The 14,262-nt window shown below is 66.4% G+C and carries 14 protein-coding genes and 2 riboswitches; of the genes, 11 read left to right on the forward strand and 3 right to left on the reverse strand.

Features of this window, described 5'->3' with window-relative positions; genetic code table 11:
• Positions 1-3 precede the first annotated feature (3 nt).
• Positions 4-714: a FadR/GntR family transcriptional regulator gene (locus ABIB26_RS17175; protein WP_354245724.1), complete on the forward strand. Its 711-nt coding sequence runs from the start codon at positions 4-6 to the stop codon at positions 712-714.
• 57 nt (positions 715-771) lie between these two features.
• Here the strand turns inward: ABIB26_RS17175 and ABIB26_RS17180 are convergent, their stop codons facing one another.
• Positions 772-1,029, reverse strand: coding sequence for a metal-sensitive transcriptional regulator (locus ABIB26_RS17180; protein WP_354245727.1), 258 nt, complete (start codon positions 1,027-1,029; stop codon positions 772-774).
• A 287-nt stretch (positions 1,030-1,316) separates the two neighbouring features.
• Between ABIB26_RS17180 and ABIB26_RS17185 the strand changes: the two genes are divergently transcribed.
• The 6 genes from ABIB26_RS17185 to ABIB26_RS17210 all read left to right on the forward strand — a co-directional run bounded on the left by ABIB26_RS17185 (position 1,317) and on the right by ABIB26_RS17210 (position 5,326).
• Positions 1,317-2,105, forward strand: a complete 789-nt coding sequence (locus tag ABIB26_RS17185; protein ID WP_354245762.1) for an SGNH/GDSL hydrolase family protein — start codon at positions 1,317-1,319, stop codon at positions 2,103-2,105.
• A 52-nt stretch (positions 2,106-2,157) separates the two neighbouring features.
• A complete protein-coding gene (locus tag ABIB26_RS17190) occupies positions 2,158-2,367 on the forward strand; it encodes a dodecin (RefSeq protein ID WP_354245730.1) in 210 nt (69 codons plus the stop codon).
• 123 nt (positions 2,368-2,490) lie between these two features.
• Positions 2,491-3,366, forward strand: a complete 876-nt coding sequence (locus ABIB26_RS17195) for an aldo/keto reductase (RefSeq protein ID WP_502913696.1) — start codon at positions 2,491-2,493, stop codon at positions 3,364-3,366.
• A 42-nt stretch (positions 3,367-3,408) separates the two neighbouring features.
• Positions 3,409-4,380 (forward strand): aldo/keto reductase, encoded by a 972-nt coding sequence (locus ABIB26_RS17200; protein WP_354245733.1) that lies wholly within the window; start codon positions 3,409-3,411, stop codon positions 4,378-4,380.
• Positions 4,381-4,505: 125 nt separating this feature from the next.
• Positions 4,506-4,769: a GlsB/YeaQ/YmgE family stress response membrane protein gene (locus tag ABIB26_RS17205; protein WP_354245735.1), complete on the forward strand. Its 264-nt coding sequence runs from the start codon at positions 4,506-4,508 to the stop codon at positions 4,767-4,769.
• Positions 4,770-4,858: 89 nt separating this feature from the next.
• A complete protein-coding gene (locus tag ABIB26_RS17210; protein WP_354245737.1) occupies positions 4,859-5,326 on the forward strand; it encodes a hypothetical protein in 468 nt (155 codons plus the stop codon).
• On the opposite strand, the gene ABIB26_RS17215 is transcribed toward ABIB26_RS17210, so the two are convergent.
• Both ABIB26_RS17215 and ABIB26_RS17220 read right to left on the reverse strand, forming a co-directional pair.
• Complete coding sequence (locus ABIB26_RS17215) at positions 5,327-6,202, reverse strand: putative protein N(5)-glutamine methyltransferase (RefSeq protein ID WP_354245739.1); 876 nt, start codon at positions 6,200-6,202, stop codon at positions 5,327-5,329. It lies immediately after the preceding gene.
• Positions 6,203-6,373: 171 nt separating this feature from the next.
• Positions 6,374-7,852, reverse strand: coding sequence for an amino acid permease (locus tag ABIB26_RS17220; protein ID WP_354245741.1), 1,479 nt, complete (start codon positions 7,850-7,852; stop codon positions 6,374-6,376).
• A gap of 346 nt (positions 7,853-8,198) precedes the next feature.
• Positions 8,199-8,296: riboswitch (glycine riboswitch) on the forward strand.
• Between the two features lies 1 nt (position 8,297).
• Positions 8,298-8,405, forward strand: a riboswitch (glycine riboswitch).
• Between the two features lie 51 nt (positions 8,406-8,456).
• Here ABIB26_RS17220 and gcvP point away from each other — a divergent pair.
• From gcvP to glyA, 4 genes are read left to right on the forward strand one after another with little or no spacing between them, the layout of a single operon-like run.
• Positions 8,457-11,366: an aminomethyl-transferring glycine dehydrogenase gene (gcvP, locus tag ABIB26_RS17225; protein ID WP_354245744.1), complete on the forward strand. Its 2,910-nt coding sequence runs from the start codon at positions 8,457-8,459 to the stop codon at positions 11,364-11,366.
• Positions 11,367-11,377: 11 nt separating this feature from the next.
• Entirely contained in the window at positions 11,378-12,505 is a 1,128-nt protein-coding gene (gcvT, locus tag ABIB26_RS17230) for a glycine cleavage system aminomethyltransferase GcvT (RefSeq protein ID WP_354245747.1), read from the forward strand.
• Between the two features lie 31 nt (positions 12,506-12,536).
• On the forward strand, positions 12,537-12,920 hold the full coding sequence (gene gcvH, locus ABIB26_RS17235) for a glycine cleavage system protein GcvH (protein WP_354245750.1): 384 nt from the start codon (positions 12,537-12,539) through the stop codon (positions 12,918-12,920).
• On the forward strand, positions 12,917-14,242 hold the full coding sequence (gene glyA, locus ABIB26_RS17240) for a serine hydroxymethyltransferase (protein ID WP_354245752.1): 1,326 nt from the start codon (positions 12,917-12,919) through the stop codon (positions 14,240-14,242). Before gcvH ends, glyA begins: the two co-directional genes overlap by 4 nt.
• Positions 14,243-14,262: the final 20 nt, after the last annotated feature.

Below are 14,262 nucleotides of genomic sequence, written 5' to 3' on the forward strand. Positions count from 1 at the left end.
ATATTGGCTAGAAAATCGTTGGTCGGGGTGGTGGCGGACGAGCTGCTGGACCGGATCATTGCCGGCGAGTTTCCGCCGGGAACAAGTGTCCCCGGCGAGCTCGAGCTGAGCGCGAGGCACGACGTCAGCCGCATGACCGTGCGCGAGGCAATGAAGACCCTGGAGGCCCAGCGAATCCTCAGCGTGGAGCGGGGCCGGGGCACGTTCGTGAACCCGCTGAACCGCTGGGCGTCCCTGGAGGCCGTGCTGCGGGCAGCCTCGGAAGGGAAGAACGATGCTTCCGCGGCCGTCCAGTTGATCGAGCTCCGCCGGATGCTTGAAAGCGGTGCCTGCGAACTGGCCGCGGCCCGGATCGGGGACGCCGACCTCGAGCGTCTCTACGGGCACGTCGAGGCGATGCGGAGCGCCCACGGCAGCAACGACGTCGCGGCTTTTGTGGAGGCAGACCTGGCGTTCCACGACCTCATCCTCAAGGCCTCCGAGAACGTCTTTGCCGCAGTGCTGTTCGAACCCCTGCACCGGATTCTGGAGAAGCGCCGCACCGAAACCTCGAAGGTGCCGGATATCCAGGAGCATGCGATGTGGCACCATCAGCAGATCGCGGACGCCCTGGCTTCACGCGATCCGCACCGCGCCCGCGACGCCATGGACGCACACATGCAGCAGACGCTCGACGACCTCAAGAACTACGTCCTGAAGGAGCATTCGGCCTAGGGCGCGCCACGAACCTGCGGCTGCGCGCAGTGCGTGCTGGCGCGCTGCAGGCCGCGCTCAGGCCAGGGAGAGGAACAGTTTTTCCAGCTCAGCCCGGTCCAGGCTGGGGTCTTCCTGCTGCATGCACTGTTGCAGGCCCGTGGCGATGATGGAGAATCCGGCCTTGTCCAAGGCACTGGAGACGGCCGCCAACTGGGTCACCACGCTCTTGCAGTCGCGGCCCTCCTCGATCATCCGGGTGACGGCAGCAAGCTGGCCCTGGGCACGCCGAAGGCGGTTGATGACGGACTTCATGTCGGCGGGATCGAGTTCCATGGGCACCTCCGGGAGCAGTTGACTTCTTAGCCATCGTATACCCCGGGCAGTATTAGTTATACCCATGGGGGTATAACTGCATGGAACAATGCCGCGGCATACCCTCCCGCCCCCGGCGCGCAAGGGACCTTAGTACCTACCGGCGCCCGGAATATCGGCGTATTGCTGGGAATGTGAACGCCGCCCGTTTCTTCGATTCAGGCGCCGGCCGCCCCGACGCCACAGTCCACACCAAGGGCCACACCGCGGGTGCAGGGAGCGCAGGGCCTTGGAACCGGTACGTCGCCATGGGGGACTCGTTCACCGCGGGGATCGGGGACCCCGAGCCGCGCAGTCCCGGCGGCATGAGGGGCTGGGCGGACCGTATTGCTGAAGAGCTGAGCGAGGGACGGAGGGACTTCGCGTACGCGAACCTCGCCATCAGCGGGCTCGTGATGCGCCAGATCCTAGACCAGCAGCTTGGCCCGGCGATCGAACTGAAGCCCGACCTGGTCACCCTCTCGGCCGGCGGCAACGATCTCGTGTTCCACCGGAGCGATCCGGACCGGCTGGCAGCCACCCTCGACGCCGCTGTGGGCATGCTCAGCGCCACGGGGGCGACCATCGTTCTGTTCACCGGCCCGGACTGGGGGGACACTCCGTTGTTTGGCCATATCCGGGGAAAAGTGGCCGTGTTCAACGAGAACCTCCGGACCATCGCGGCGCGCCATAACGGCGTTATCGCCGATTTGTGGACGCTGCGGCAACTCTCGGATCCGCAGATGTGGGATCCGGACCGCCTGCACTTCTCGCCGATGGGCCACCACACCATCGCGGCAATGGTCCTGGAGACACTGAACGTGCCCCACAGCCTGCTGCCGCTGCAACCCAAGCCCCTGCCGGCCGGTGGCTGGCGGGAAAGCAAGGCAGGCGACGTCGCCTGGCTCACGAACTACCTGCTGCCCTGGATGGTGAGCCGGGTCCGGCAACGGGGCGACGGTGCGCCGCTGGCGGCCAAGCGTCCCCAGCCGGGTCCGGTCGCCGGGTCCGAAAGCGCCGCGCCCGCCCCCCTAGTCCAGCCGCGATCTGTCGGCTAACCTGCAGGAACGGCCCGCAGCCGGGCATCGAAGGCGATCACGAGGAGCGAAGTTGTCTAATCACACTTACAGCATTTCTGAAATTGTCGGAACCTCGAGTGAAGGCGTTGACGCGGCCGTCCGCAATGGGATCACGGAGGCCGCAAAGACCCTGCGCAACCTCGACTGGTTTGAAGTGAAGGAGATCCGCGGCCACCTCGAAAACGGCGAGGTTTCCGACTGGCAGGTGAGGATCAAGCTCGGGTTCCGGCTGGAGCGCTGACGTCCGCGGCCGGGGCGCCGTAGCTGGCCGGCAGCAGCGGCGACCGGCCGATCAGAGGGCCGGGCAGAGAAGGTCCGCACCAGAACATCACAAGGGTCCGGCCCTCCAGCGAAAGAGAGCACGATGTCCGAGATCCGGCCCGGCGGCACCGAAGCGGCCGCCGCGGAGCGCCCCATCATCCCCGAAGTGACGCTCAACAACGGGGTGACCATCCCCCAGTTGGGCTTCGGCGTGTTCCAGGTGCCGCCGGAGGAAACCCAGCGGATCGTCGAGGACGCGCTGGCCGCCGGCTACCGCCATATCGACACGGCCGCCGCCTACCGCAACGAGGCGGCGGTGGGGGCGGCGATTGCCGCCTCCGGAATCCCGCGCGAAGAACTCTTCGTCACCACCAAGCTTCGGAACGGCGAGCAGGGCAACGCGCGCGAGGCCTTCCAGAACAGCCGGAAGGCCCTGGGCCTCGAGGTCATCGACCTCTACCTCATCCACTGGCCGGCGCCCTCACAAGGCCTCTACACCCAAGCCTGGCAGGAAATGGAGCGGCTGTACGCCCAGCAGCAGGTCCGCGCGATCGGTGTTTCAAATTTCCTCAGCGCCCACCTGGACACACTCCTGGGAGCCGCGGAGGTGGTTCCCGCCGTGAACCAGATCGAAATCCACCCCACGTTCCAGCAGCAGGAACTCGCCGCCAGGAGCCGCTCGCTGGGGATCGCCGTCGAGGCCTACAGCCCGCTGGGGCAGGGTGCAGACCTGGCTGAAGATACTGTCACGGCACTGGCCGCCACGTATGGTGCCACGCCGGCTCAGATCGTTCTCGCCTGGCACCTCGGCTCCGGCACCATTGCCATCCCCAAGTCCTCAACGCCGGGCCGCATGCTGGAAAACCTCAAGGCAGCGGCCATCACCCTGACTCCCGCGGAGCTGGCCGCCGTCACAGCGCTGGAGACCGGTTCCCGGATCGGCTCAGACCCCGCCACGGCGTCGCACAGCCAGCTTTAGGACGTCCAGCAAGAGTACCCGCAAGAGAAAGCGAGTAAATCCATGCAGTACACCCGGCTGGGCCGCTCCGGCCTGAAAGTTTCCCGCCTCTGCCTGGGCACCATGAACTTCGGCCCCCAGACCGAGGAAGCGGACGCCCACTCGATCATGGATTCGGCTTTGGAATCCGGCATCAACTTCTTCGACACCGCCAACGTTTACGGCGGCAGCGGCCACCGGGGCTGGACGGAAGAGATCCTGGGCCGCTGGTTCGCCAAGGGCGGCGAGCGCCGCGAACGCACTGTGCTCGGCACCAAGCTCTACGGCACCATGACGGACCGGCCCAATGAGTCCAAGCTCTCCGCCCTGAACATCAGACGGGCCCTGGACGCGAGCCTGAAACGGCTGCAGACCGACCACATCGACCTCTACCAGTTCCACCACGTGGACCGGAAGACCCCGTGGGATGAGATCTGGCAGGCAATCGACGTCGCCGTCCAGCAGGGCAAGATCCTGTACTCGGGCAGCAGCAACTTCGCCGGCTGGCACATTGCCCAGGCGCAGGAGGCAGCCGCGCGACGGCACACGAACGGGCTGGTCAGCGAACAGTCCATCTACAACCTGCTGACCCGCAATGTGGAGCTGGAAGTCATTCCGGCCGCGCAGCAGTATGGGCTGGGCATCCTCCCCTGGTCGCCGCTGCACGGCGGCCTGCTCGGCGGCGTGCTGAAGAAGGAGCGCGACGGCGTCCGCCGCGCCGAGGGCCGCTCCCTCGAAACCCTCAAGACACACGAGAACCAGATCCGGCAGTACGAGGACTTCGCCGGTGAACTGGGGCACGAACCCGGGGACGTGGCCCTGGCCTGGCTGTTGCACCAGCCCGCCGTGACCGCACCGATCGTGGGTCCCCGCACCCGGGACCAGCTCGACGCCGCCATCCGCGCGCTCGATGTGACGCTCGACGCCGATGCGCTCAAGCGGCTCGACGAAATCTTCCCTGGCCACCGGACCGCCCCCGAGGACTATGCCTGGTGAGCCGGGGAATTTCCCCCACCCAGAATGGCCCTTTTTTACTAAGCATGATTAGTATTGATGCAGAAGGATGAAGCGCACCCGGCAACCCGGGTGCCTCCTCAATGAAAGAAGAAGGAACGATAAACATGGGTTTTTTCGCATTTCTGATTCTGGGTCTGATCGCCGGAGCAATCGCTAAGGCAATCCTGCCGGGCCGTCAGGGCGGCGGCATCTTCATGACGCTGCTGCTCGGCGTTGTCGGCGCACTTCTTGGCGGCTGGATTGGCGGACTGCTCTTCCACACGGGCATCAATGAGTTCTTCTCGCTGTCGACGTGGCTGCTGGCCATCGGCGGCGCGATCATCGTCCTGCTCGTTTATGGCATGATCACCAGGCGCTCGGCTCGCTAATAGCGGAGCCTGGCCGACAGCCGGCCCCGGGATTTATCCCGGGGCCGGCTTTTTGCCACACTACAAACTTTAAAGAGCAGGAGTACAGCATGAAAGCCAAACTTCTTTTTGGAACCGGAATGGCCGCGGGCTACGTCCTCGGGTCCCGGTCCGGCCGGGCAGCCTACGAAAAGCTCAAGTCCCGGGCTGCAACCCTCTGGGAGAGCAAGCCTGTCCAGGACAAGCTGACCGCCGCTGGCGAGGCAGTCAAGGAAAAGGCCCCCGAGGTGTCGGAACAGCTCACCGAGGCCGCGCGCCGCGCCGGAACCGTCATCGGTTCCGCCCTCCGCCGCGAGGGCAGCGCTCAGGGGGCTGCCAAGGGGGCTCCGGAAGGCAACATCCCGGCCCACAGCACGCATCCGGAAACAGTCATTCTCGGGACCTCCGCGGCCTTCGCGGCGCCCGATGTCGAGTCGGATCCGGCCCTGAACGACCAGACAGGCCAAGACTGGTCCGACGAGGGCGGAGCCACTGCCGCCGGACCGGCCACCAACGTTGATCCGGACAAGGCTTCCTAGCTACACCAGCCCACCGATGACCACCGTGGCGTCCAGTTCCTCGGAACTGGCCACCCGGGCGGTCAGCCCGTTGCGGAGGAACAAGTCCACCGTCTGCGGCGCCTGACGCCGGCTCGTCTCGATCAGCAGGTGCCCGCCCGGTCCTAGCCATTGCCGCGCCGCGGCGGCCACCCTCCGTTGAACATCAAGCCCGTCCGCACCGCCGTCGAGGGAGACCCGCGGCTCGTGCAGGCGGGCTTCCTGCGGCATGGTCCTGATCCCCGCAGTAGGCACATACGGCGCGTTGACCGCCAGCAGGTCCACCCGCCCGCGCAGCCCCGACGGCAGCGGACCGTACAGATCACCCTCGTGGACCTCCCCTCCGAGGGGGAGGATGTTCCGGCGGGCACAGCTGACCGCAGCCGGGTCGACGTCGGCAGCGTGCAGCTCCAAAGGCCACGCCAGTGCCGCGAGCGCGGTCCCGACGGCCCCCGAACCGCAGCACAGGTCGACGACGGCCGGAAGACCGGCGCCGTCGGACAACTGAAACGGTTGCCGGGATGCCTGCAGGAGCAGCACCCCCTGCCGCACGAGGAACTCGGTGCGGCGGCGGGGAATGAAAACGCCGGCATCCACGTCGATCCGCAGCCCGCAGAACTCCGCCCAGCCGAGGATGTGCTCGAGCGGCAGCCCCGAAACCCTCCGGTCCACGAGGGTTTCGAGTTGCCCCGTCGAGCCGGCGGCTGCGGCCAGCAGCATGGCCTCTTCTTCGGCGAAAACGCAGCCGGCCGCCCGGAGCCTCCCGACAACCGCAGGGTCGGCCACAGTAACTGCAGCGGGGTCGAGCGCAGGGCTCAGGCGGTGATTGGCGGGCTGGGACGCCGGGGATCCCGTCATGGCAACGCCCCTTTCCGCTCCTGGTGCTCGGAATTCCCATGCTACCGAACTGGCAGGATGACACCATTGCATTCGAGTAAGACGGCGGCATCACCGGATCCCATGCAGTCCCTTAAAGCGCGACGCCGGAACCCATCCCGGGTTCCGGCGTCGCGCTTTAAGCGGTGGCTCCTAGACTGCGGCTGCTTCGGCGGCCACGGTTTCCTCCTCTGCCATGGCCTTCCACTCGGCCACGCGGGCCTGGTGGAACGGGGACTTGCGGACCACGGCGTAGGCTCCGCCCAGGATGGCGAACCAGATCGGCGTGACCAGCAGTGCGGTGAAGGTGTCCGGCTGGGTGGTCAGGGCCCAGAGCAGGAACGCGAAGAACGCGAACACCACCCAGACCATGGGGATGCCGCCGGGCATCTTGAACGGTGAGGCCTTGTGCAGTTCGGGGCGGCGCTTCCGGAACACGAGGTAGCTGGCCAGGATGATGGACCAGACGAACATGAAGCAGACGGCGGACACGGTGGTGACCATGTCGAACGCGACGCCGACGTCCTTGCCCGCGTAGAGCAGGGCCACGCCGGCGAGCAGCAGCACGCAGGAGAGGAACAATGCGTTCTGCGGGACCTTGCGGCTGGAGAGGCGGCCGAAGAGCTTGGGGGCGTCGCCGTCGTTGGCGAGGCCGAACACCATCCGCGAGGTGGAATAGATGCCGGAGTTGGCCGAGGACATCGCGGAAGTCAGCACCACGAGGTTCACCACCATGGCCGCCATGCCGAGGCCGGCCAGCGAGAACATGCCGATGAACGGGCTGTGGCCGGCCTGGAACTCGGTCCACGGCGTGACGGACATCAGGATGATCAGGGCGCCCACGTAGAACAGCATCACGCGCAGCGGGATGGCGTTGATGGCGCGGGGCAGGTTGTGCTCCGGGTTCTTCGTTTCGGCCGCGGCGGTGCCCACGAGTTCAATGCCCACGAACGCGAAGACGGCGATCTGGAAGCCGGCCACGAAGCCCATGAATTCCTTGGGGAAGAAGCCGCCGTGGCTCCAGAGGTTCGTGAAGCTGGCGGTGCCGGCGTTGGACTGGAAGCCGGTGAAGATCATCACCAGGCCCACCACAATCAGGGCCACGATGGCCACGATCTTGATGAGCGCGAACCAGAACTCCGTCTCGCCGAATGCCTTCACGGTGGGAAGGTTCAGCAGGAGCAGGATGATGATGGTGGCCACGCCCGGGACCCAGAGCTGGATGCCCGGCCACAGCTCATTCGCGTAGCCGGCGATCGCGATCACGTCCGCCACACCGGTGACCACCCAGCAGAACCAGTAGGTCCAGCCGGTGAAGAAGCCGGCCCAGGGGCCCAGGAGGTCGCCGGCGAAGTCGCTGAAGGACTTGTAGTTCAGGTTGGACAGCAGCAACTGGCCCATGGCCCGCATCACGAAGAACAGCATGAAGCCGATGATCATGTACACGAAGATCACCGACGGGCCGGCCACCGAAATTGTCTTGCCGGAACCCATGAACAGGCCGGTGCCGATGGCGCCGCCGATGGCCAGGAGCTGGATGTGCCGGTTGCTCAGCGAGCGAGCAAGGTGCGGGGGTGATGAAGGCCTCGGGTGTGTTCCGTCGGCAGTAAGGGTCGAACGAACTTCCGTCATATGGATTCTTTCCTGTGTGCGGTGGAGTGCGGCGGAGTGCGCCAAAACGGGCGCCAAAAAAACACCGGTGCCGACGCGTGCAGCAGCGCCGGCGGGCCTCGAGTCACGCATAACTCAGCCGGATCCGGGAGTTTCGTCAGGGATTGTCTAGTCCGCTTCCATTGACCCAGGAGCGGCGATTCAGGGTGGTTGGCGTCGTTGCCAAGGTCACAGCGACAATTGTGAACACCGTCACTCGACAATGTCAAGAGGGTCCACCCGATAAAGATTGGCTGTTTTGTCTTGCGCGCAGCCGGCAAAGCAGCTATTGTTGTGAACCGCGTCACTTACGAGTGATGCGTGCTTATGATCTGCGGCGGGAGAGTCCTGCCGGTACATTCTGCAGGCGCCGTAGGAGCAAATCCTCCCCAGGAATCTCTCAGGCCCATGTACCGCCGCGGCAAGGCAACTCTGGAAAGCAGCACGGCTCCGGCCTTGCTCACCGACGGTGCAAGCGGCGCCCTGTAACAGCAGGGTCTGCGGAATCTCTCAGGTCCACGACAGAGCGGGGAGGAACCCGAATCATCGTGGCACCCTTGGTGCCACCTGAATTATGGAGTTCCTCATGACCGTCCAATCGTCCCCATCCACGTTTGCAGACCGGCATATCGGCGCTCGCCGCCAGGCCGACATCGACACCATGCTCAAGGCTGTCGGCTACGACAGCGTTGATGGCCTGGTGGACACTGCCGTTCCCGACTCGATCCGCCAGGAAACCGCCCTCAGCCTGGACAACGCGCTGAGCGAGGTGCAGGTTCTTGCCGAGCTGCGCCGCCTGGCGTCGAAGAACAAGACCGCCGTGCAGATGATCGGCCAGGGCTACTACGACACCGTCACGCCGCCGGTGATCCGCCGCAACATCCTCGAAGCTCCTGCCTGGTACACCGCTTACACCCCGTACCAGCCGGAAATCTCCCAGGGCCGCCTCGAGGCGCTGCTGAACTTCCAGACCATGGTCCAGGACCTCACCGCGCTGCCCGTGGCCAACGCTTCCCTGCTGGACGAAGCCACGGCCGTGGCCGAGGCTGTGCTGCTGATGCGCCGCGCCAACAAGAACAAATCCGCCGCCAAGGGCAAGACCGTCCTCGACGCCGACGTCCTGCCGCAGACCATCGCGATCGTGAAGGGCCGCGCCGAGGCGCTCGGCTTCGAGGTGGAGGTCGCGGACCTCTCCCAGGGCCTGCCCGACGGCGACATCAACGGCGTGGTGCTGCAGCAGCCGGGCGTTTCCGGCCGGGTTTGGGACCAGTCCGGCGTGATTGCCGCCGCCAAGGAACGCGGCGCGCTGGTCACCGTGGCAGCTGACCTGCTGGCCCTGACCCTGATCACCCCTCCGGGTGAGCAGGGCGCGGACATCGCCGTCGGCACCGCGCAGCGCCTCGGCGTGCCGCTGTTCTTCGGCGGCCCGCACGCGGCCTACATGGCCGTCCGTGAAGGCATGGAGCGCACCCTCCCGGGCCGCATCGTCGGCGTCTCCAAGGACAACACCGGCATCCCCGCCTACCGCCTGGCCCTGCAGACCCGCGAGCAGCACATCCGCCGCGAAAAGGCCACCTCCAACATCTGCACCGCGCAGGCACTGCTGGCCATCGTCTCCTCATTCTACGCCGTCTACCACGGCCCCGAAGGCCTGAAGGCGATCGCCGAGACCGTCCACGGCAACGCACGCACCCTCGCCACCGCGCTGAAGACGGCCGGCCGCGAACTCGTTTCCGAGTCGTTCTTCGACACGATCACCGTCCGGGTCCCGGGCAAGGCCAAGAAGGTCATCGCCGCGGCGGAAGCCCGCGGTATCAACCTGCGCGGCATCGACGCCGACACCGTGGGTGTCTCCATAGACGAGACCACGACGCCGGAGATCCTCTCCGCGGTTGCCGTCGCCTTTGGTGCCGGTCCGGTGAAGGCCGCTGCCGGATTCGAACTGCCCGCAGATGTGGTCCGTTCCTCCGATTTCCTGCAGCACCCGGTGTTCAACACGCACCGCTCCGAAACCCAGCTGCTGCGTTACATCCGCAAGCTGTCCGACCGCGACCTCGCACTGGACCGCACCATGATCCCGCTGGGCTCCTGCACCATGAAGCTGAACGCCACGGCCGAGATGGAGGCCATCTCCTGGCCGGAGTTCGCCTCCATCCACCCGTTCGCCCCGGACTCCCAGACCGAGGGCTGGCGTGAACTGATCGATGGCCTGGAAGCGGACCTCGCGGAGATCACCGGTTACGACCAGGTCTCCATCCAGCCGAACGCCGGTTCCCAGGGCGAGCTCGCCGGCCTGCTGGCCATCCGCGGCTACCACCACTCCCGCGGCGATCAGCACCGCGACATCTGCCTGATCCCGGCCTCGGCCCACGGCACCAACGCCGCCTCGGCCGTGCTGGCAGGCATGAAAGTGGTGGTGGTGGCCACGGCACCTGACGGCACCATCGACCACGCGGACCTCGCAGCGAAGATCGACACCCACAAGGATGCGCTGTCCTGCATCATGATCACCTACCCGTCCACGCACGGCGTGTACGACGCCGATGTGCGCGAGGTCTGCGACTCCGTGCACGCGGCAGGCGGCCAGGTCTACGTGGACGGCGCCAACCTCAACGCGCTGGTGGGCCTGGCCCGGCCCGGCAAGTTCGGCGGCGACGTGTCCCACCTGAACCTGCACAAGACCTTCTGCATCCCGCACGGCGGCGGCGGCCCGGGCGTCGGCCCGGTCGCTGCCAAGGCCCACCTGGCACCCTTCATGCCGGGCGATGCCAACAAGGCCTCGCACGAGGCCGGCGCTTCCGCGCCCGGGACCGGCGTGGCCATCTCCGCGTCACGCTTCGGCTCCGCCGGCGTCCTGCCGATCTCCTGGGCCTACGTGAAGCTCATGGGCGGCCAGGGCCTGACGGAGGCCACCAAGTCCGCGCTGCTGGCGGCGAACTACATCGCGAGCCGGTTGAACGAGTCCTTCCCGGTCCTGTACACCGGTGAAGGCGGACTCGTGGCGCACGAGTGCATCCTGGACCTGCGTGAACTGACCGCCCGCACCGGGGTCACCGCGGAAGACGTGGCCAAGCGCCTCATCGACTACGGCTTCCACGCCCCCACCCTCTCCTTCCCCGTGGCGGGAACGCTGATGGTGGAGCCCACCGAGTCCGAGGATCTCGCCGAGATCGACCGCTTCATCACGGCCATGATCACCATCCGCCAGGAGATCGAGCAGGTCGCCAACGGCGACTTCACCCTGGAGAACTCCCCGCTGCGCAACGCACCGCACACCGCGGCCGCCGTCGTGTCCTCCGCCTGGAACCGCGACTACCCGCGCGAGCAGGCAGCCTTCCCGGTCCATCACCTCAAGCAGGACAAGTACTTCCCGCCCGTGGGCCGCATCGACGGCGCAGCCGGTGACCGCAACCTGGTCTGCTCCTGCCCTCCCCTCGAAGCCTTCGAGGAAAGCACAGCAGCGTTCGAGGACAACACAGCAGCCTTCGAGAACTAAGGATTTACCCGATGACTGAGAACTACACCGCTCTCTACGAAGAGCACAAGAAACTCGGCGCCTCCTTCACCGACTTCGGTGGCTGGCAGATGCCCCTGAAGTACAGCTCCGAGCTAGCCGAACACCACGCGGTGCGCAACGCCGCCGGGCTGTTCGACCTCTCCCACATGGGCGAAGTCTGGGTCACCGGCCCCGAAGCCGGCGCGTTCCTGGACTACGCCCTGGTGGGCAAGCTCTCCGCAATTGCGGACGGCAAGGCCAAGTACTCTCTCATCTGCAACGCCGACGGCGGCATCATCGATGACCTCATCACCTACCGTTTTGGTGACGAGAAGTACCTGGTGGTCCCCAACGCGGGCAACGCACCCACCGTCGGTGCAGCTCTGGCAGAAAGGGCCGATTCCGGCAAAGAGGGTGGCTTCGACGTGACCGTCAAGAACGTCTCCGCGGAGATGTCCCTCGTCGCGGTCCAGGGCCCCAAGGCCGAGGCCATCCTGCTCAAGCTGACCGACGAGGCCCAGCACGCGCTGGTCACCGAGCTGAAGTACTACGCATTCAACGAGCTCACCGTGGCTGGCCATAACGCCGTCCTGGCGCGTACCGGTTACACCGGCGAAGACGGCTTCGAGCTCTTTGTAGCGAACGACGCCGCCGCCCCCCTGTGGGCATCGGTCGCCGAAGCCGGGGCTGAGTTCGGCATTGTCCCGTGCGGTCTCGCCTCACGCGATTCGCTCCGCCTCGAAGCCGGCATGCCGCTCTACGGTAATGAGCTGTCCCTCGAGCGCTCACCGTTCGACGCTGGCCTGGGTCCCGTGGTGGCACTCAAGAGCAAGGAAGGAAACTTCGTGGGCCGCGCCGCCCTGGAAGCAGCCAAGGAAGCCGGTTCCAAGCAGAAGCTGGTCGGCTTGAAGGGCCTGGGCCGCCGCGCCGGCCGCGGGCACTACCCGGTGCTCAAGGACGGTGCAGTGGTTGGCGAAGTCACCTCCGGCCAGCCGTCCCCTACCCTGGGCTACCCGGTGGCCATGGCGTACGTCGACGTCGAGCACGCCGAACCCGGCACCGCCCTGGACATCGATCTGCGCGGCAAGACCGAGCCCTTCGAAGTCGTCGCCCTGCCGTTTTACAAGCGCCAGAAGTAATTCTTCTCCCTTTCGACCCTAAGGAATTGATATGAGCAAGGTAGTTGCTGAACTGAAATACTCCGCCGAGCACGAATGGGTTGCCACCGACGGCGACGGCCCTTCCGTCATCGGCGTCTCCGCCGTGGCGGCCGACGCCCTGGGCGACATCGTGTATGTTGACCTGCCCGAGGTGGGCGCTGCGGTGACGGCTGGTGAGACGTGTGGTGAGATTGAGTCCACCAAGTCCGTTTCGGACCTGTATTCCCCGGTGACGGGCGAGGTCACGGAAGTCAACGACGCCGTCGTTGCTGACCCGGCCGTGGTCAACAGTGACCCCTATGGTGCGGGCTGGCTGTTCAAGGTCGCGGTGGAGTCCGAGGGCCCGCTGCTGTCGGCCGAGGAATACGCGGCCAAGAACGGTGGCGAACTGTGAGCGGCGCACCTGCGGGCACGGTAACGTTCGAGCAGGTCATTTCGCCGAGCCTGGACGCGGCCTTGTCCGATCTGGATCCGGAGATCGCGGCGCAGATCGATGCCGAGCTGACCCGCCAGCGCAACGGCCTGGAGATGATCGCCTCGGAGAACCACACCGCCGCGGCCGTGATGCAGGCGCAGGGTTCCGTGCTGACCAACAAGTATGCCGAGGGCTACCCGGGCAAGCGCTATTACGGCGGCTGCGAGCACGTGGACGTGATCGAGCAGCTGGCCATCGACCGGGTCAAGGCCCTGTTCGGCGCGGAGTACGCGAACGTGCAGCCGCACTCCGGCGCGCAGGCGAACGCCTCCGTGATGCACGCGCTGATCAAGCCCGGCGACACCATCATGGGCCTGAACCTGGCCCACGGCGGGCACCTGACCCACGGCATGAAGATCAACTTCTCCGGCAAGCTCTACAACGTGGTCCCCTACCAGGTCCGCGAAGACACCCACACCATTGACATGGCCGAGGTGGAGCGCCTGGCACTGGAGACCAAGCCGGCGCTGATCGTGGCCGGCTGGTCCGCGTACGCCCGGCAGCTGGACTTCGCCGAGTTCCGCCGGATCGCCGATCTGGTGGGCGCGTACCTGATGGTGGACATGGCGCACTTCGCCGGACTGGTCGCCGCGGGCCTGCACCCCTCCCCGGTCCCTTATGCCCACGTCACCACGTCCACGACGCACAAGACCCTCGCCGGTCCGCGCGGCGGGATCATCCTCTCCAACGATCCCGCGATCGCCAAGAAGATCAACTCGGCCGTGTTCCCGGGCCAGCAGGGCGGCCCGCTGGAGCACGTGATCGCCGGCAAGGCCGTGGCGTTCAAGATCGCCGCGTCCCCTGAGTTCAAGGAACGCCAGGAACGCGTCCTCGCCGGCGCCCGGATCCTCGCCGAACGCCTGGTCCAGGACGACGTCACCGCCAAGGGCATCAACGTGATCTCCGGCGGCACCGACGTGCACCTGGTCCTGGTGGACCTGCGGAACTGTGAGCTCAACGGGCAGCAGGCCGAGGACCGCCTCGCGGACATCGACATCACCGTCAACCGCAACGCCGTCCCGTTCGACTCGCGTCCGCCGATGGTCACCTCCGGGCTGCGGATCGGCACCCCGGCGCTGGCCACCCGCGGCTTCGGCGAGGCAGCCTTCGCGGAGGTTGCGGACATCATCGCCGAGGCACTGACCGCCGACGCCGGCGCGGACCTGTCCGGCCTGCGCACCCGGGTTCAGGCCCTCGCCGCCGCGCACCCGCTCTACCCCTCGGTTGCCAACCTCGCCTGAGGGACGTAATACAGAAGTAG

Origin of the sequence: Arthrobacter sp. UYEF20, from assembly GCF_040546335.1 — a bacterium.
GTDB lineage: Bacteria > Actinomycetota > Actinomycetes > Actinomycetales > Micrococcaceae > Arthrobacter.

Bases quoted from the DNA above. Each gene is read 5' to 3' on its own strand.
- ABIB26_RS17180 (WP_354245727.1), bottom strand. From the start codon at position 1,029: ATGGAACTCGATCCCGCCGACATGAAGTCCGTCATCAACCGCCTTCGG.
- ABIB26_RS17185 (WP_354245762.1), top strand. From the start codon at position 1,317: ATGGGGGACTCGTTCACCGCGGGGATCGGGGACCCCGAGCCGCGCAGT.
- ABIB26_RS17195 (WP_502913696.1), top strand. From the start codon at position 2,491: ATGTCCGAGATCCGGCCCGGCGGCACCGAAGCGGCCGCCGCGGAGCGC.
- ABIB26_RS17200 (WP_354245733.1), top strand. From the start codon at position 3,409: ATGCAGTACACCCGGCTGGGCCGCTCCGGCCTGAAAGTTTCCCGCCTC.
- ABIB26_RS17205 (WP_354245735.1), top strand. From the start codon at position 4,506: ATGGGTTTTTTCGCATTTCTGATTCTGGGTCTGATCGCCGGAGCAATC.
- ABIB26_RS17210 (WP_354245737.1), top strand. From the start codon at position 4,859: ATGAAAGCCAAACTTCTTTTTGGAACCGGAATGGCCGCGGGCTACGTC.
- ABIB26_RS17215 (WP_354245739.1), bottom strand. From the start codon at position 6,202: ATGACGGGATCCCCGGCGTCCCAGCCCGCCAATCACCGCCTGAGCCCT.
- ABIB26_RS17220 (WP_354245741.1), bottom strand. From the start codon at position 7,852: ATGACGGAAGTTCGTTCGACCCTTACTGCCGACGGAACACACCCGAGG.
- gcvP (WP_354245744.1), top strand. From the start codon at position 8,457: ATGACCGTCCAATCGTCCCCATCCACGTTTGCAGACCGGCATATCGGC.
- gcvT (WP_354245747.1), top strand. From the start codon at position 11,378: ATGACTGAGAACTACACCGCTCTCTACGAAGAGCACAAGAAACTCGGC.
- gcvH (WP_354245750.1), top strand. From the start codon at position 12,537: ATGAGCAAGGTAGTTGCTGAACTGAAATACTCCGCCGAGCACGAATGG.